The sequence below is a fragment of the Sphingomonas profundi genome (assembly GCF_009739515.1).
In the GTDB taxonomy this organism is placed as follows: Bacteria; Pseudomonadota; Alphaproteobacteria; order Sphingomonadales; family Sphingomonadaceae; genus Alterirhizorhabdus; species Alterirhizorhabdus profundi.
Genome location: NZ_CP046535.1, coordinates 1783580 through 1799476, shown reverse-complemented (window position 1 = coordinate 1799476; position 15897 = coordinate 1783580). Strand labels below are relative to the sequence as shown.

Here is a 15897-nt window from a genome sequence, read left to right as displayed (position 1 = left end):
CGCGCCTAAGTGGCTAGGAGGGCAGGCGTGACCGACCTGCCGATCCATGCCGTGTTGCCCGATCTGCTCGCCGCCCTGCGCGCCGGGCCGAACGCCGTGCTGGTCGCCCCGCCGGGCGCGGGCAAGACCACGGCCGTGGCGCCGGCGCTCCTCGCCGAGCCGTGGTGCGGCGGGCAGGTGCTGCTGCTCTCGCCGCGCCGGCTGGCGGCGCGGGCGGCGGCCGAGCGGATGGCGGCGCTGGCCGGCGAGGCGGTGGGCGGCACGATCGGCTATGCGACCCGGCTCGACACGAAGCAGTCGCGCGCCACCCGCGTGCTGGTGCTGACGGAGGGCATCTTCCGCAACCGCATCCAGGCCGATCCCGAACTCGCCGGCATATCAGCCGTGCTGTTCGACGAGGTGCACGAGCGCAGCCTGGACAGCGACTTCGGGCTGGCGCTGGCGCTGGACGCGCAGGGCGGGCTGCGGCCGGACCTGCGCGTCCTCGCCATGTCCGCCACGCTGGACGGCGCGCGCTTCGCCGCCCTGCTGGGCGCGGCGCCGGTGATCGAGAGCGCCGGGCGCAGCCACCCCCTCACCTTGCGCCACATCGGTCGCGCCGCCGAGACGCGGATCGAGGATGCGGTGGCCTCCGCCATCCGCGCGGCGCTGGCGGACGAGGCGGAGGGCGATGTGCTGGCCTTCCTGCCCGGCGTCGGCGAGATCGAGCGCACGGCCGAGCGGATCGCCGGCCTGCCGCCGCACATCGCCATCCACCGCCTGCACGGCAGCCTCGATCCGGCCGAGCAGCGCGCCGCGATCGCCGCGCCGCCGACGGGCGTGCGCAAGATCGTGCTGGCCACCAGCATCGCCGAGACGAGCCTGACCCTGGAGGGCGTGCGCATCGTGATCGATTCCGGTCTGGCGCGCCGGCCGCGCTACGATCGCGCCGCCGGCCTCACCCGCCTATCCACCGAGCGCGTCTCGCAGGCGGCGGCGACGCAGCGGGCCGGGCGCGCCGCGCGGCAGGGGTCGGGCATCGCCTATCGGCTGTGGGAGGCGGCGGCGATGGCCAGCCTGCCGCCCTACGATCCGCCCGAGATACTGGAGGCGGACCTCTCCGCCCTGCTGCTCGATTGCGCCCTGTGGGGCGTCACCGATCCGGCGAGCCTGCGCTGGCTCGATCCGCCGCCACCCGCCGCCATCGCCGAGGCGCGGACGCGGCTGGCGGCGCTCGGCGCGATCGACGCGGACGGGCGGCCGACGCCGCACGGCCACGCCATCGCCGCGCTGCCGCTGCCGCCGCGCCTGGGCCACATGCTGGTTATGGCGGCGGCGCTGGGGTGGGCCGGCGCGGCGGCGGAGGTGGCGGTGCTGCTCTCCGAACGCGGCCTGGGCGGCGGCGATGCCGATATCGAGACGCGCGTCCGCCGCTGGCGATCGGAGCGGGGCAAGCGGGCGGATGCCGCCCGCGCGCTGGCGCGGCGCTGGCGCGGGCTGGTCGGTGGAGCGGCGGGCGCGGGTGCGCCAGGGGGCGGGGCGGGGGGCGGGGCGGGGGACGCGGAGGCGATCGCCGGCTGCGTCGCGCTCGCCTTTCCTGATCGCGTGGCGCGCCGGCGCGATGCGGCGGGCGAGGACTGGATCTCGGTCGGCGGGCGCGGCTTCCGTCTCGACCCCGCCTCGCCACTGGCACGCGCCGAGTGGCTGGCGGTGGCCGAGACGCAAGGGGTGGCGGCGCGCGCCCGCATCCTCTCGGCGGTGTCGATCGATCAGGCGCTGGTGGAGCGGCTGCTGACCGATCGGGTGGCGGCGGTGCGCAGCGTCTCCTTCGATCCGGCGACCGGCGGGGCGATCGCCCGGCGCGAGCGGCGGCTGGGCGCGGTGCGCCTCTCCGGCGGGCCGGACGACGCACCCGACGCGGCGGCGATCGTCGCAGCGCTGCTCGGCGGGGTGGCGGCGGGCGGCATGGGCCTGCTGCCCTGGCCAGAGGAGGCGCGCGCGACGCAGGCCCGCGCCGCCTTCGCCGCCGCGCATGGCGGCGCGGTGCCCGACATCTCCGACGCGGCGCTGGCGGAGTCGGCGGCCGGGTGGCTGCCGCCGCTGCTCGCCGGCCGCCGCCGGCTGGGCGACGTGGAGCCGGGGGCACTGGCGGGGGCACTGGACGCGATGCTCGGCTGGGACGGGCGGCAGGCGCTCGACCGACTGGCGCCGGCGCGCTTCGCCTCGCCCGCCGGCAGCAGCCACGCGATCGACTATGCGGCGGAGGGCGGCCCGGCGGTGGAGCTGCGCCCGCAGGCCCTGTTCGGCCTCTCCGCCCACCCGACGGTGGCGGGCGGGCGCGTTCCGCTGGTGCTGCGCCTCACCTCCCCCGCCGGCCGCCCGATCCAGACGACGCGCGACCTGCCGGGCTTCTGGGCGGGCAGCTGGGCGGCCGTGGCGAAGGAGATGCGCGGACGCTATCCGCGGCACCCCTGGCCGGACGATCCGGCGGCGGCCGACCCGACCTTGCGCACGAAGAAGGCGGCACAGCGCGGCTGAACCGTCCCGCTTCGGGACGGCCGAGACGGCGGATTGCCGCATCCCTTTGTTCTCGCTACCGATTGCTAGTTACATTGCGGGGGAGCGGAGCATGAAGCATATCGTGGCATTCGTGGCGGCCATGCTGCTGGCGGGGCAGGCCGAGTCGGCGGTGGTGATGCGCTCCTTCGCGCTCACGGCGACGCGCTTCGCCAATTTCTTCGGCGAGACGCCGCCGTTCGGCCAGCTTCGCGTGGACTTCACCGTCTCCTATGACGACACGGGCAACGGCTTCGTCGGCGCGCCGGATCGGTTCGCGGCGGTGACGGACGGCCAGCTCAACGCCGGCGCCTTCTCGGCGGCGCCCGCCTTCGGCTATTTCCAGCCGAACGCCTTCTCCACCTTCCCGCGCCTCGTGCTCGGCGGCGCGCTCAACGGCACCAACGTGCTGGTGAACCGCACCAACGACTTCTTCTTCTCGTTCGATGCGAGCGCGACCGGGCCGACCCCGGCGATGCTGAGCTTCACCGACGCCGACAGGAGCGTCGCCTTCCTCGCCAGCGACGCGGTGGTGTCGGTAGCGGCGGTGCCGGAGACCGCGACCTGGGCGATGATGCTGGCCGGCTTCGGCCTGATCGGCGCGATGCTGCGCCGGCGGCCGGTGCGCGCGCTCGCCTGATCCCGCCGGGTCAGCGCACCGCCGCCGCATAGAGCGCGATCGCCGCCGCGTTCGACACGTTCAGGCTCTCCACCTTCGGGCTGATCGGCAGCTTGGCCAGCTCGTCGCAATGCGCCTCGGTGTTGGCGCGCATGCCCTCGCCCTCGGCGCCCAGCACCAGCGCCGGTCGCGTCTCGCCCAGGGTCGCGCCGAGGGTGCGGGGAGCCGTGCCGGTGAGGCCGATGCGCCAGAAGCCGGCCTCGCCGATCTCGTCCAGCGCGCGGGCCAGGTTCACCACGCGCACCCACGGCACCACCTCCAGCGCGCCGGACGCCGCGCGGGCGAGCGCGCCCGATTCCGGCGGCGCGTGGCGATCCTGCGTGACGATGCCAAGCGCGTCGAACGCCGCCGCCGAGCGCAGCACGGCGCCGACATTGTGCGGATCCGTCACCTGATCCAGCACCAGCAGCGGCCGGCGATCGTCCCGCCCCAGATCGATGAGATCGCCCAGCCACATGTCGGGCAGGGGATCCACCTCGATCACCAGCCCCTGGTGCGGCGCGTCGTGCGGCACCAGCCGGCCGAGATCCGCGACATCGGCGAAGGTGACGGGCAGGGCCGGCGGCAGATCGAGCGCCGCCAGCGCCTCCCGCGTGCCCCACATCCGGCGCACCGTGCGGGCCGGGTTGGCGAGCGCGGCGATCACCGGGTGGCGGCCCCAGAAGCGCGGGCGATTGCCCGCCGGGGCGGACGGGCGTGACGATGGTCTCTGGCCTTTGCGCATGGCCGCGCCTTATCCATGCCGGACGTTGACAGGCAAGCGGCCATTCGCCATTGAGCCGCCTCGCTTCGGCGAGGCTCCCTTTGGACAGGTGGCCGAGTGGTTAAAGGCAGCAGACTGTAAATCTGCCCGTGCAAGCGTACGCTGGTTCGAATCCAGCCCTGTCCACCAAGACCCATCAGGAGCCGCGCCGCAGCGGCCACACCCAGCTGTGGGGCAAGCGGGCTGCGGGAGCCGAACAGGAGCCGCCTATGCCCGCCATCCGCATCGCCACCGAAGCCGATCTGCCGGCGATGAAGGCGCTGATGGCACTGGCGATCGACGTGCTGCAGCAGGATTTCCTCACGGCCGCGCAGGTGGTGGCCAGCCGGGCGGTGATGGGCCTCGATTCGCAGCTGGTGCGCGACGGCACCTATTTCGCGGTGGAGGAGGGCGGCACGCTGGCCGGCTGCGGCGGCTGGAGCCGGCGCGCCACCTTGTATGGCGGCGATCACTCGACGGCGCTGCGCGACGACGCGCTGCTCGATCCGGCGCGCGATCCGGCGCGGACCAGGGCCATGTACACCCACCCGGCCTTCACCCGGCGCGGCATCGGCCGGCTGATCCTGGCGCGGTGCGAGGCGGCCGCGGCGGCCGAGGGCTTCACGCGGATGGAGCTGATGGCGACGATGGCGGGCGTGCCGCTGTACCACGCCGCCGGCTATCGCGAGATCGAGCCGGTGACGAACCTGGTGGGCGACGTGCCAGTGCCGCTGATCCGCATGGGCAAGGCGATCGCCTGATCTGCGATCCCCGGCCTAAGCCGCCGTCAATACGTTGAACATACACCCCGGATGGCGGTTCGCGACAGGATATTACCATTGCGTTACCGGCCGTTTCCCGCCTGAATACGGGCAACGAGCAGGCATGGCGCACGGCGCCGCGCACCGAAAAAGGGGAAGATGCCAAGGCCCGAGACACGCGTGCCGCCGCGAGCGGCGCGCGGTTCGGTTGAGCCGCCCTGGGAGGGGTGGCGCGGACTGAAAGGGCATGCATGATCACCCGTCGCACCCTGTTGCATCGTATCGGCATGACCGCCGGGCTGGGCGCCACCTTCACCGCCATGCAGACGCTGGGCCTGATGAGCGAGGCCCGCGCCGACAGCGGCTTCGCGCTGCCCGCCGGCATCGGCAAGGGACGCCACGTGGTGGTGCTGGGCGCGGGCATCGCTGGCCTGGTGAGCGCCTATGAGCTGGAGCAGGCCGGCTTCCTCGTCACCCTGCTGGAAGCGCGCGGGCGCGTGGGCGGGCGGGCCTGGACGGTGCGGGACGGCGACCCGATCGAGATGGTGGGCGAGGCGACGCAGACGGCGCGCTTCTCCGACGGCATCTACTTCAACGCCGGGCCGGCGCGCATCCCCAGCTTCCACACCGGCCTGCTCGGCTATGCCGACCGCTTCCAGGTGCCCTTGGAGGTGGAGGTCAATTCCAGCCGCTCCGCTTATGTGATGGCCGACAATGGCAGCAAGCTGCGGATGCGCACGGCGATCAACGACATGCGCGGCCACATCGCCGAGCTGCTGGTCAAGGCGATGAACCAGGGCGCGCTGGACCAGACGATCACGGCGGCGGACAAGGCCAAGCTGATGCCGTTCCTGAAGCTGTACGGCGATCTGGACGAGCAGATGGCGTTCAAGGGCACCGAGCGATCGGGCTTCGGCCAGGCGCCGGGCGCCGGCGTCACCTTCGCCGCGCCGGGATCGGCGCTGCCGCTGGAGCAGTTGCTGGCCAACGAGCAGCTGCCCTTCACCCTGTTCGAAGACAATCTCTACATGCAGGCGACGATGTTCGAGCCGGTGGGCGGCATGGACCGCATCCATGCCGGTTTCGATCGCCACCTGCGGCGGCCGGCGATCCGCAACGCCGTGGTGCGCCAGATCCGCCAGACCGCCAAGGGCGTCGAGGTCGGCTATGTCGACAGCGTCAGCGGCGCGGCGACCAGCGTGGCGGCCGATTACATGGTCTGCACGATCCCGTTCAACGTGCTCGCCAAGATCGACAACAATTTCTCGCGCAAATACGCGCAGGCGATCGCCGCCGTGGTCTACGACAACTCCACCAAGGTGGCGTTCGAGAGCCCGCGCTTCTGGGAGAAGGAGCAGATCTACGGCGGCATCTCGTTCGTCGGCGGGCCGACCTCGCTGATCTGGTATCCCTCCGCCGGGCTGCACAGCGATCGCGGCATGCTGCTCGCCTGCTACAGCTCCGGCCAGCGATCGGCCGACTTCCAGAAGCGGCCGATCGCCGAGCAGATCGAGTTCGCCCGATCGGTGGTGGAGAAGCTGCATCCGGGGCATGGCGCCGATCTGGTCAACGGCGTCGCCGTGAACTGGAGCAAGGTGCCCTACAGCATGGGGCCGTGGCCGGACTGGAACGCCGGCAGCGCCAACGGGCGGCAGGAAGGCCATATCGATACGCCCGCCTTCCGCCTGCTGAACACGCCCGACAACCGCGTCTACTTCGCCAGCGCCGCGCTAAGCCAGACGCCGGGCTGGCAGGAGGGCGGCATCCAGTCCGCCCATCAGGCCGTGAAGATGCTGTCGGACAGGGTGGCGGCGCAGGCGCTGGCGGAGCCGGGGGCTCGGCGCGCGGCGGCCTAGTTCGGCGATCCTGTTGCAAGAATGACGCGCTTACGAATTAAAACTGTAAAGTATATTCATCTGGATTGATAGAATCACTCAAGACAAACACCATCCAGTTCCAGTCAGTGTAGCGCATTTGTGATCGGGATAGTTGGGCGATCGTCCGTAAGGCAGGGTGCTTTGCGCTCGAATATCACGCGACGTTCGTACTGCGTCTGCATTCTACTCACGCGAAATTGCAACCATAAGGATCGGGAGAGGCTCCTCTAGGCGATAACATAAGGGGGCCACATGATTAACAGCAAGACGATTTCCTATGGCGCGCTCGCCGTGGCGTGCCTGGTCGGCAGCCACGCCGCACATGCGGCCGAGATGCAGGTCGACAGCAGTTCCGCCGCGCCGGCGGCGGCCTCGGTCGAGCCGGACGGCAGTGAGATCATCGTCACCGGCACCCGCGCAACCGGCATCACCGCCGCCGAGAGCGCGGCGCCGATCAAGGTGCTCGGCGCCGAGACGCTGCAGCATGTCGGCCAGCCGAACCTCAACCAGGTGTTGACCCAGCTGGTGCCGTCGTTCACCGCGCAGGCCTTCGGCGGCGACACCGCGAACCTGACGCTCTCCGCCCGGCTGCGCGGCCTCAGCCCGAACCACACGCTGGTGCTGGTGAACGGCAAGCGGCGCCACGGCACCGCGAACCTCGCCGTGCTCGGCGGACCGTATCAGGGCGCGGCCACGGCCGATCTCGATCTGATCTCGCCTTCCTCCATCTCGCGCATCGAGGTGCTGGAGGACGGCGCCGCCGCGCAATATGGCTCCGATGCCATCGCGGGTGTCATCAACATCATCCTGAAGGACGATGACGAGGGCGCCAGCGGCTACGCCACCGCCGGCAAGAACTACAAGGTGGGCGGCGATACCTATGCCGGCACCATCCACCTGGCCACCAAGCTGGGCGAGGGCGGGTTCGTGAACGTCACCGCCTTCCACCGCTTCCACGATTTCACCCAGGTCGGTGGTCTCGACCGGCGCGTCACGGATACGAGCGGCACGCTGCTGCCGCTCGCGGCACCCGGCCTCTACGGTATCAACGCCACCCAGCGGGCGCTCTATCCGGGCATCCCCGGCTTTCCGTTCGTCAACCGGATCAGCGGCGACGCCCGCTCGCACCTGACGAACGCGCAGTATAACGCCGGCTATGATTTCGGCGACATCCAGCTCTACAGCTTCGGTTCGTACAGCCGCCGCATCGCCAGCGCCTACGAGAATGTCCGCGTGCCGACCCGCGTGTCCCGCGTCGTCAACGGGGTCACGATCTATCCCTTCCCGAACGGCTTCAACCCGCGCGAGAAGATCCGCGAGGAGGATTATTCCGGCACCGGCGGCGTCAAGGGCGAGATCAGCGGCATCCGCTACGACCTGAGCTACACCTATGGCGAGGACAAGAACTCGATCTTCACGGTGGATTCTGCCAACGCCTCGCTATACGCCGATACCGGGCTGACGCCGCGAAACTTCTACGACGGCTTCTTCCGCGCGACCGAGTGGACCGTGAACGCGGACTTCAGCAAGGAGTTCGACGTCGGCATGGCCGGGTCGCTGAACGTGGCGGCGGGCTACGAGCACCGCAAGAACACCTACCAGATCGGCTCGGGCGACCCGCTATCCTACTATAAGGAGGGCGGCCAATCCTATCCGGGCTTCCGCCCGTCGGACGCCGGCCGCAACACGCGCAACAACGAGGCGGTGTATCTCGACATCGCGGCGCTGCCGATCGAGGGCCTGAAGGTGGACGGCGCCGTCCGCTACGAGCATTATTCGGACTTCGGCGGGACGACCAACTACAAGGGCACCGCACGCTACGACTTCTCGGACATGTTCGCCCTGCGCGGCACGGTGGCCACCGGCTTCCGCGCACCCACGCTGGCGGAGGGCTTCTACTCGGCGACCAACGTCGGCCCGACCACGGCCTTCGTCCAGCTGCCGGCCAACTCGGCGGCGGCCAAGCTGCTCGGCTTCAACAATTTGCGGCCGGAGAAGTCGACAAACTTCAGCCTTGGCACGGTGATCCGCCCGGTCGACCGCCTCACCGTTACGATCGACGCCTACCAGATCCGTATCCGCAACCGCATCCTGGGTTCGGGCACCATCTACAGCGGCGGCGGCGCGACCAACTACGATCTCGTCCGTCAGGCGATCGTCGCCAACGGCAACGTGCTGGATCCGCAGGTGACGCAAACCGGCGTGAACCTGTTCACCAACGGCGCGACCACCCGCACGCGCGGCATCGATCTCGTCGCCAGCTACCTCACCGATTTCGGCGATGCCGGTACCGTCAACTGGACCCTGTCCGGCAACTATAACAAGACGACGGTGCGCAGGATCGGCACCGGCCCGACGCTGACCGGCGTCGTCGCCTCCACCGGAGCCACCGTCACGGCGCCGATCGCCCTGTTCGACGCCATCTCGATCAGCAACCTGGAGGACGCGTCGCCGAAGGTGAAGTTCATCGCCTCCGCCTTCTACACGCTGGACAAGTTCTCGGCGACGTTGCGCGGCACGGTCTACGGCAAGAGCTCGAACCTGGCGAGCCCGGACGGCGGCACCTTCTACGAGCAGAAGATCAAGACGGCGTTCATCGGCGATATCGAGCTGAACTACAAGCTGACGAGCAACTTCGAACTGTCTGCCGGCGCGAACAACGTGTTCAACAAGCGGCCGCCGACAGTGAAGCTGGTGCCGGGCACGACCAACTTCACCCTCGTCAACGGCGGCAACCAGCTCGATGCGCCGCTGACGTTCAGCCCCTACGGCATCAACGGCGGCTATTATTATGCACGCGTGAACTTCTCGTTCTAAGAGGCGCATGCGGGGCGGGCCGGCCGGCTCGCCCCGTTCGCCCGTCCACCGGAGAGACTGCCATGACCCGCACCTGTTTCCTCGCCGCGGTGCTGCCGCTCGCCTTCGCGCTGGCGGCGCCCGCTGCCGCCGCGCCGGCCAAGGCGCCCGGCGCGATCGTCCGCCACGCCAACACGCCGCCGGGGTTGATCCTGCAGGGCGTCACCGTGCCCGCCGGCACCGAGACGCTCTACCTCTCCGGCCAGCTCGCCTCGCCGATGGAAGCATCGAAGGCGAAGCCGCCGGCATCGCTGACGATGGACGATTTCGGCGACACCAAGACGCAGACGATCAGCATCTTCACGAAGATAAAGGGCATATTGGCCGCGCAGGGCTATGCCATGTCGGACATCATCAAGCTGACGGTGTTCGTGGCGGCCGATCCGAAGATGAGCGGCAAGATGGACTTCGCCGGCTTCAACGACGGGTTCAAGATGTTCTTCGGCACCGCCGACAATCCGAACACGGTCGCGCGATCGACGGTGCAGGTGGCGGCGCTGGCCGGCCCGAACTTCCTGATCGAGATCGAGGCGATCGCCGCCAAGGTGAAGTGAGGACGCGGCGGGCGGGTGGCGGTATCGCCCCCGCCCGCCGGTCGCTCACGATCCGACGACGCGGATCGCGGTCTCGCCGGCGGCGAGGCGCTGGTCGATCTGGATGCGGGCATCGGTGAGCGCGCGATCGTAGCAGCGGCCATAATCGGCCGGCGGACGCACCGTCCACAGCGAACGCTTGCCGCACACCGTGCCGGCCGCCACTTTCAGCCGGTTCTCCAGCCTGTCGCGGCCCTGGGCGGAGGCGAGATCGAGATCGCCGAACCGCAGCAGGCGGGACTGGGTCTCGAGGCCCTGAGCGGCCGCGCCGCGCACCTGGATCTGCGGATCGGCCTGCGCCGCCGTGGCGAGACCGGCCGCCACGATCAGCCCGGCGACGAGCCGGGCCGGCCGGCGCAGGCGCGCCGCCGTCATCGAATAGGACATCATCATTCTCCTGCGCGCCCGGCCACCGCAGCGGCAACCGGGATCGTTGTTCCACCCGGCGGCGGAGGGTTTTCTCCTGCCGACGGGCGCGTCGCTTCTACGCCCGTGCCCCCGCCGGTGCAACGCGCGCGGGCGGGCGAGGCGGATTGCCATCCGGCGTCACCTGGCCGAGAAGGCGGGATGCCGGCGGATCGGGCCGGACGGCAGGAGGTGTACTTGGCATGTTGAAAACGCTCGCTCTGCTGACCGGTGTCGCGATGCTGGCCCCGGCCGTCGCGGCGCCGCCGGCGTTCGACACCGCCCGCGTGAGCGAGGATGTGCGCACTCTCTCCAGCGACGCGTTCGAGGGGCGGGCCCCGGCGACCCCGGCGGAGACCCGCACGATCGACTATCTGGTCGCGCGGATGAAGGCCGCCGGCCTCCAGCCCGGCGGCGACATGGCCGGCAAGGCGCGCGGCTGGACGCAGGACGTGCCGCTGCTCAAGTCGGACATCGCCGGCGACGCGCGGATCAGCCTGACCACGAAGGGCGCCACGCGGCCGCTGACGCGCGGGCAGGAGATCGCCGTGCGCGCGGCGCTCACCGGCGATACGCGGGTGGCGATCAAGGACGCGCCGCTGGTGTTCGTGGGCTACGGCGTGAAGGCGCCCGAGCGCCGGTGGGACGACTTCAAGGGTGTCGACCTGCGCGGCAAGATCATGGTCGTGCTGGTCAACGATCCCGATTTCGAGGGCGGCGAGGGCGATTTCGGCGGCAAGGCGATGACCTATTATGGCCGCTGGACGTACAAATATGAGGAAGGCGCGCGCCAGGGCGCCGCGGGCGTGCTCGTGATCCACGAATATGAGCCCGCCTCCTACGGCTGGGCCACCGTGGCCAATTCGAACGGCAACACGATGTTCGACATCGTCCGCGCCGATCCCAAGGCGGCGCACGCGCCGCTGGAGGCGTGGATCCAGCGCGATCTGGCGGTCGATCTGTTCCGCGCGGCCGGGCTGGATTTCGAGGCGGCGAAGCAGGCGGCGAAGCGGCGCGACTTCAAGCCCGTCCCGCTCGGCACCACTCTCTCCGCCGATTATGCGGTGAAGCCGGAGCGGATCGTCTCGCACAACGTGATCGGCCGCCTGCCCGGCGCGAAGCACCCGGACGAGACGGTGATGTACTCGGCCCACTGGGATCATCTGGGCATCGGCCAGCCGGACGCGCGGGGCGACCGCATCTACAATGGCGCGAGGGACAATGCCTCAGGCATCGCGATGCTGCTGGAGCTTGGCCGCGCCTTTGCCGCCGCACCGCGCACCGATCGCTCGATCGCCTTCCTGGCGGTGACGGCGGAGGAGAAGGGGCTGCTGGGATCGGAATATTATGCGGCGAACCCGGTCTACCCGCTGGCGACGACGGCGGGCGTGATCAACATGGATTCGACGATCGGCTACGGCCCCGCCCGCGACTTCACGATATCGGGCGTCGCGAAGCTCGATCTGCTGGACATGCTGGTGGCGGAAGGCAAGCGGCTGGGCCGCAGCTACACGCCCGATCCGCGCGCCGGCGAGGGCAGCTTCTACCGATCGGATCATTTCTCCTTCGCCAAGCAGGGCGTGCCGGCGATCTCGTTCGGCAACGGGCGCGATCTGGCGCAGGGCGGCGTCGCGCGAGGCAAGGCGCTGGCCGAGGCCTATACGCGCGATCGCTACCACCAGCCCGCCGACGAGTGGAGCGCCGACTGGGACATGGGCGGCGTGACGCCCGACCTGACCCTGCTCTACGATCTGGGCCGCAGCCTGGCGGACGGACGCGCCTGGCCGGGCTGGAGCGCCGATTCCGAGTTCGCCGCCGCGCGTGCGAGGACGGCGGCGCAGCGGCGGTAGCGGTCGGTCGGTCCGGTGCGCTACTTCATGTTCTGGGTCACGTTGTTGAACGTCTTGCGCAACTGCGTGCCGAGCGCGGACATGGTGCTGATCGCGGCGACGGCGATCAGGGCGGCGACGAGACCATATTCGATGGCCGTCGCGGCGCGATTGTCACGTAACAACGTGAGAATATGATGCATATATCCGTCCTGACCGCTGTATTTGCCCCGGCCGTGGCTTATCGTGGACAGGTCTTGAAAGATAATGAACAGATGATTTTACAATCTGGCACGAACAAGCGGGAGTTCCGATGACGGACACGGTGGATACCGACTTCAAGCTCGCCATGCGGCGACTGGCGACCACGATCGCGATCATCACCGGCGGCACTGGCGACGACTGGACGGGCATGGCGGCGACCGCCGTCACCTCCGTCACCGCCGATCCGCCGACGATCCTTGTCGCGGTGAACCGCAATGCCAGCATATCGCCGGTGCTGTCTGCCGATCGCCGTTTCTGCGTGAACCTGCTGGCGGAGCGGCATGCCGATCTGGTCGGCGTGTTCAGCGGCAAGAAGAAGGGGCTCGCCCGCTTCGAGGATGGCGGCTGGGTGGCCTCGGCCAACGGCCTGCCGGTGCTGCCGGACGCCGTCGCCAGCCTGGAATGCCAGACGACCTTGACCCTGGAGGTGGCGACCCACACGCTCTTCATCGGCGAGGTGCTCTCCGTCTGCAACCATCCGACGATCGATCCGCTGATCTGGGTGGATGGCGGCTTCGCGTCGGCAAGGGCGCTCGCCTGAGGCGGGCCGGCGGCAGGGTGGCGATGCGGCGGCCGATCGCGAGCCTGCTGCTGGCCGCAACCGCGTGCGGGGCGGCCGCCGCGCCGCCGGTGGCGGAGCGTTCCATCGCCGACCTCGCCGCGCAGATGGCGGCCGGCACCTCCAGCACGGCGATCACGCGGGCCTATCTGTCGCGGATCGCGGCGATGGACCGGCGCGGCCCGGCGCTGCACGCGGTGATCGCGATAAACCCCTCGGCGTTGGCGGAGGCGCGGGCCAGCGATGCGCGGCGCCGCGCCGGCCGGCCGATCGGCCCGCTGGACGGCGTGCCGATCCTAGTGAAGGACAATATCGAGACGGCGGACGGCACCGCGACCACCGCCGGCAGCCTCGCTTTGGCCGGCAACGTCCCCCGCCGCGATGCGCCGGTGGTGGCACGGCTGCGGCGGGCGGGCGCGGTGATCCTGGGCAAGACCAACCTCTCCGAATGGGCGAACATCCGCTCGACCGCATCGATGAGCGGGTGGAGCGCGGTCGGCGGGTTGGTGCGCAACCCCTATGTGCTCGATCGCACCGCCTGCGGTTCGTCCAGCGGGTCGGGCGCGGCCGTCGCGGCCAGCTTCGCGGCGGCGGCGCTGGGCACGGAGACGGACGGGTCGGTGATCTGCCCGGCATCGATGAACGGGCTCGTGGGGCTGAAGCCCACCGTCGGCCTGGTCAGCCGCACGGGGGTCGTGCCGATCAGCCACAGCCAGGACACGCCGGGGCCGATGGCGCGCAGCGTGCGCGACGTGGCGATCCTGTTCTCAGCGATGATCGGCAGCGACCCGGCCGATCCGGCGACCGCGCAGGCCGGCGCGCACGCCCGCGATCATGTCGCCGCGCTGCGGCTGGACGCGCTGAGGGGCCGGCGCATCGGCGTGGTGCGGCCGAAGATGCCGGCGGAACTCGCCAACCGCTTCGAGGCCGCGCTGGGCGTGCTGCGCGCGCAGGGGGCGACCCTGGTCGAGGTCGCACCGCCGGCCCGCACCGGCCTGGGCGATGCCGAGACGCTGGTGCTGCAGACCGAGCTGAAGACCGATCTCGCCGCCTATCTGGCGACGACCCCACCGGCGGTGACGGCGCGCACGCTGGAGGCGCTGATCGCCTTCAACGTCGCCGAGGCGGCGCGCGAGATGCCCTATTTCGGGCAGGACGTGTTCGAGGAGGCGGCCAGGACGAAGGGCACGGACGATCCCGCCTACCGGGCGGCGCGCGCGGCATCGCTGCGGCGGGCCGGCGCGGAGGGGATCGACGCGATGCTGCGGCGCGCGGGCGCCACGATCATCGTCCAGCCGAGCTACGGGCCGGCGTGGCCCAGCGATCCCGTCTATGGCGATCAGTATGACGGGCCGAGCGCCAGCCAGCTGCCCGCGATCGCCGGCTATCCGCACCTCACCGTGCCGATGGGGCTGGTGCGCGGGCTGCCGGTGGGCCTCTCGTTCATCGGCCCGGCTTATGGCGAGGCGGACCTGCTGGCGGCCGGCTACGCCTATGAGCAGGCGAGCCACGCCCGCACGCCGCCGCATTATCTGAAGACGCTCACGCCCGACTGAGCGGGGGATGGGTCTCCTCCAAAGACAGGCGGCGTCGAAAGCGGGCCTTTAGACGGCAAAGCTACATCTGCCTTCCGCCCTTGCGGCGGAGCGACGACATGGCGGGGCATGATCCATTCGCCGGAATCCGCGACGCCCGTGCCGTCCGCCCCGCTCACCCACCTCCAGCGGCTGGAGGCGGAGAGCATCCACATCCTGCGGGAGGTGGTGGCGGAGGCGGAGCGGCCGGTGATGCTCTACAGCGTGGGCAAGGACAGCGCGGTGATGCTGCATCTGGCGCGCAAGGCCTTCTACCCCGCGCCGCCGCCGTTTCCGCTGCTGCATGTCGACACGACGTGGAAGTTCCGGGCGATGTACGAACTGCGCGACAAGGCCGCGGCCGAGGCGGGGATGGAGCTGATCGTCTATCGCAACCCGGAGGCCGAGCGGCTGGGGATCAACCCGTTCGATCATGGCGCGGTGCATACCGACATGTGGAAGACCGAGGGGCTGAAGCAGGCGCTGGACAAATACGGCTTCGACGCCGCGTTCGGCGGCGCGCGGCGCGACGAGGAGAAGAGCCGCGCGAAGGAGCGCATCTTCTCGTTCCGGTCGGCCGCCCATGGCTGGGATCCGAAGAACCAGCGGCCGGAGCTGTGGAACCTCTACAATGCCCGCAAGGCGAGGGGGGAGAGCATCCGCGTCTTCCCGATCTCGAACTGGACCGAGCTCGACATCTGGCAGTACATCCATCTGGAGGGCATCCCGATCGTGCCGCTCTACTTCGCGGCGCCGCGGCCTACGGTGGAGCGCGACGGGATGCTGCTGATGGTGGACGACGATCGCTTCCCGCTGGCGCCGGGCGAGGTGCCGGTGGAACGATCGATCCGCTTCCGCACGCTCGGCTGCTATCCGCTGACGGGTGCGGTGGAGAGCGCGGCGGCTACCCTGCCGGAGGTGATCCAGGAGATGCTGCTGACCACCACCAGCGAGCGGCAGGGCCGCGCGATCGACAAGGATGCCGGCGGCGCGGGCATGGAGAAGAAGAAGCAGGAGGGATATTTCTGATGGGCCTGATGAATTCGCGCAGAGACGCGGAGGCGCAGAGGGGATCTTCCGCGCCGCAGGCATTGCGACCCTGCCGCAACCACCACGTGGAAAGGCTCAAGAATCCGGTTGCGGCTTCGCCGCGCGCCGATCGTCTCTGCGTCTCCGCGTCTCTGCGCGCATTTCTGCCGCTGACCGTGGCGGATCGCGCCTGA

The 15897-nt window shown here is 70.2% G+C and carries 14 protein-coding genes and 1 tRNA gene; 12 read left to right on the top strand and 3 right to left on the bottom strand.

Going from position 1 to position 15897, the window contains the following annotated elements:
• The first annotated feature begins 27 nt into the window (after positions 1–27).
• A complete protein-coding gene (gene hrpB / locus GNT64_RS08385) occupies positions 28–2517 on the top strand; it encodes an ATP-dependent helicase HrpB (RefSeq protein WP_156679121.1) in 2490 nt (829 codons plus the stop codon).
• A gap of 91 nt (positions 2518–2608) precedes the next feature.
• Positions 2609–3175 (top strand): PEPxxWA-CTERM sorting domain-containing protein, encoded by a 567-nt coding sequence (locus GNT64_RS21835; protein WP_231639384.1) that lies wholly within the window; start codon positions 2609–2611, stop codon positions 3173–3175.
• Positions 3176–3185: 10 nt separating this feature from the next.
• Here GNT64_RS21835 and GNT64_RS08375 read toward each other — a convergent pair whose 3' ends face one another.
• On the bottom strand, positions 3186–3938 hold the full coding sequence (locus GNT64_RS08375; protein WP_156679120.1) for a TrmH family RNA methyltransferase: 753 nt from the start codon (positions 3936–3938) through the stop codon (positions 3186–3188).
• A gap of 82 nt (positions 3939–4020) precedes the next feature.
• Here GNT64_RS08375 and GNT64_RS08370 point away from each other — a divergent pair.
• The 5 genes from GNT64_RS08370 to GNT64_RS08350 all read left to right on the top strand — a co-directional run bounded on the left by GNT64_RS08370 (position 4021) and on the right by GNT64_RS08350 (position 10004).
• Positions 4021–4106 (top strand) — tRNA-Tyr (locus GNT64_RS08370).
• Between the two features lie 80 nt (positions 4107–4186).
• On the top strand, positions 4187–4717 hold the full coding sequence (locus GNT64_RS08365; protein WP_156679119.1) for a GNAT family N-acetyltransferase: 531 nt from the start codon (positions 4187–4189) through the stop codon (positions 4715–4717).
• 251 nt (positions 4718–4968) lie between these two features.
• The gene (locus GNT64_RS08360; RefSeq protein ID WP_156679118.1) at positions 4969–6573 is read left to right on the top strand and encodes a flavin monoamine oxidase family protein; all 1605 of its coding nucleotides are present in this window, start codon (positions 4969–4971) and stop codon (positions 6571–6573) included.
• A gap of 273 nt (positions 6574–6846) precedes the next feature.
• The gene (locus GNT64_RS08355; RefSeq protein WP_231639382.1) at positions 6847–9411 is read left to right on the top strand and encodes a TonB-dependent receptor plug domain-containing protein; all 2565 of its coding nucleotides are present in this window, start codon (positions 6847–6849) and stop codon (positions 9409–9411) included.
• A 62-nt stretch (positions 9412–9473) separates the two neighbouring features.
• Complete coding sequence (locus GNT64_RS08350) at positions 9474–10004, top strand: RidA family protein (protein WP_156679117.1); 531 nt, start codon at positions 9474–9476, stop codon at positions 10002–10004.
• 45 nt (positions 10005–10049) lie between these two features.
• Here the strand turns inward: GNT64_RS08350 and GNT64_RS08345 are convergent, their stop codons facing one another.
• Positions 10050–10430: a UrcA family protein gene (locus tag GNT64_RS08345; protein WP_197277320.1), complete on the bottom strand. Its 381-nt coding sequence runs from the start codon at positions 10428–10430 to the stop codon at positions 10050–10052.
• Between the two features lie 221 nt (positions 10431–10651).
• Between GNT64_RS08345 and GNT64_RS08340 the strand changes: the two genes are divergently transcribed.
• Positions 10652–12298: a M28 family metallopeptidase gene (locus tag GNT64_RS08340; protein WP_156679115.1), complete on the top strand. Its 1647-nt coding sequence runs from the start codon at positions 10652–10654 to the stop codon at positions 12296–12298.
• A gap of 20 nt (positions 12299–12318) precedes the next feature.
• On the opposite strand, the gene GNT64_RS08335 is transcribed toward GNT64_RS08340, so the two are convergent.
• Complete coding sequence (locus GNT64_RS08335; protein ID WP_156679114.1) at positions 12319–12480, bottom strand: Flp family type IVb pilin; 162 nt, start codon at positions 12478–12480, stop codon at positions 12319–12321.
• Between the two features lie 110 nt (positions 12481–12590).
• Between GNT64_RS08335 and GNT64_RS08330 the strand changes: the two genes are divergently transcribed.
• From GNT64_RS08330 to GNT64_RS08315, 4 genes are all read left to right on the top strand, one after another.
• Entirely contained in the window at positions 12591–13082 is a 492-nt protein-coding gene (locus tag GNT64_RS08330; RefSeq protein WP_156679113.1) for a flavin reductase family protein, read from the top strand.
• Between the two features lie 23 nt (positions 13083–13105).
• On the top strand, positions 13106–14656 hold the full coding sequence (locus GNT64_RS08325) for an amidase (RefSeq protein ID WP_156679112.1): 1551 nt from the start codon (positions 13106–13108) through the stop codon (positions 14654–14656).
• 108 nt (positions 14657–14764) lie between these two features.
• A complete protein-coding gene (gene cysD / locus GNT64_RS08320; RefSeq protein WP_156679111.1) occupies positions 14765–15703 on the top strand; it encodes a sulfate adenylyltransferase subunit CysD in 939 nt (312 codons plus the stop codon).
• A complete protein-coding gene (locus tag GNT64_RS08315) occupies positions 15703–15897 on the top strand; it encodes a hypothetical protein (RefSeq protein WP_156679110.1) in 195 nt (64 codons plus the stop codon). Before cysD ends, GNT64_RS08315 begins: the two co-directional genes overlap by 1 nt.

Excerpts from the sequence above, each read along its gene's own strand:
- GNT64_RS21835 (WP_231639384.1), top strand. The coding sequence starts at position 2,609 with ATGAAGCATATCGTGGCATTCGTGGCGGCCATGCTGCTGGCGGGGCAG.
- GNT64_RS08375 (WP_156679120.1), bottom strand. The coding sequence starts at position 3,938 with ATGCGCAAAGGCCAGAGACCATCGTCACGCCCGTCCGCCCCGGCGGGC.
- GNT64_RS08365 (WP_156679119.1), top strand. The coding sequence starts at position 4,187 with ATGCCCGCCATCCGCATCGCCACCGAAGCCGATCTGCCGGCGATGAAG.
- GNT64_RS08360 (WP_156679118.1), top strand. The coding sequence starts at position 4,969 with ATGATCACCCGTCGCACCCTGTTGCATCGTATCGGCATGACCGCCGGG.
- GNT64_RS08355 (WP_231639382.1), top strand. The coding sequence starts at position 6,847 with ATGATTAACAGCAAGACGATTTCCTATGGCGCGCTCGCCGTGGCGTGC.
- GNT64_RS08350 (WP_156679117.1), top strand. The coding sequence starts at position 9,474 with ATGACCCGCACCTGTTTCCTCGCCGCGGTGCTGCCGCTCGCCTTCGCG.
- GNT64_RS08345 (WP_197277320.1), bottom strand. The coding sequence starts at position 10,430 with ATGTCCTATTCGATGACGGCGGCGCGCCTGCGCCGGCCGGCCCGGCTC.
- GNT64_RS08340 (WP_156679115.1), top strand. The coding sequence starts at position 10,652 with ATGTTGAAAACGCTCGCTCTGCTGACCGGTGTCGCGATGCTGGCCCCG.
- GNT64_RS08335 (WP_156679114.1), bottom strand. The coding sequence starts at position 12,480 with ATGCATCATATTCTCACGTTGTTACGTGACAATCGCGCCGCGACGGCC.
- GNT64_RS08330 (WP_156679113.1), top strand. The coding sequence starts at position 12,591 with ATGACGGACACGGTGGATACCGACTTCAAGCTCGCCATGCGGCGACTG.
- GNT64_RS08325 (WP_156679112.1), top strand. The coding sequence starts at position 13,106 with ATGCGGCGGCCGATCGCGAGCCTGCTGCTGGCCGCAACCGCGTGCGGG.
- cysD (WP_156679111.1), top strand. The coding sequence starts at position 14,765 with ATGATCCATTCGCCGGAATCCGCGACGCCCGTGCCGTCCGCCCCGCTC.
- GNT64_RS08315 (WP_156679110.1), top strand. The coding sequence starts at position 15,703 with ATGGGCCTGATGAATTCGCGCAGAGACGCGGAGGCGCAGAGGGGATCT.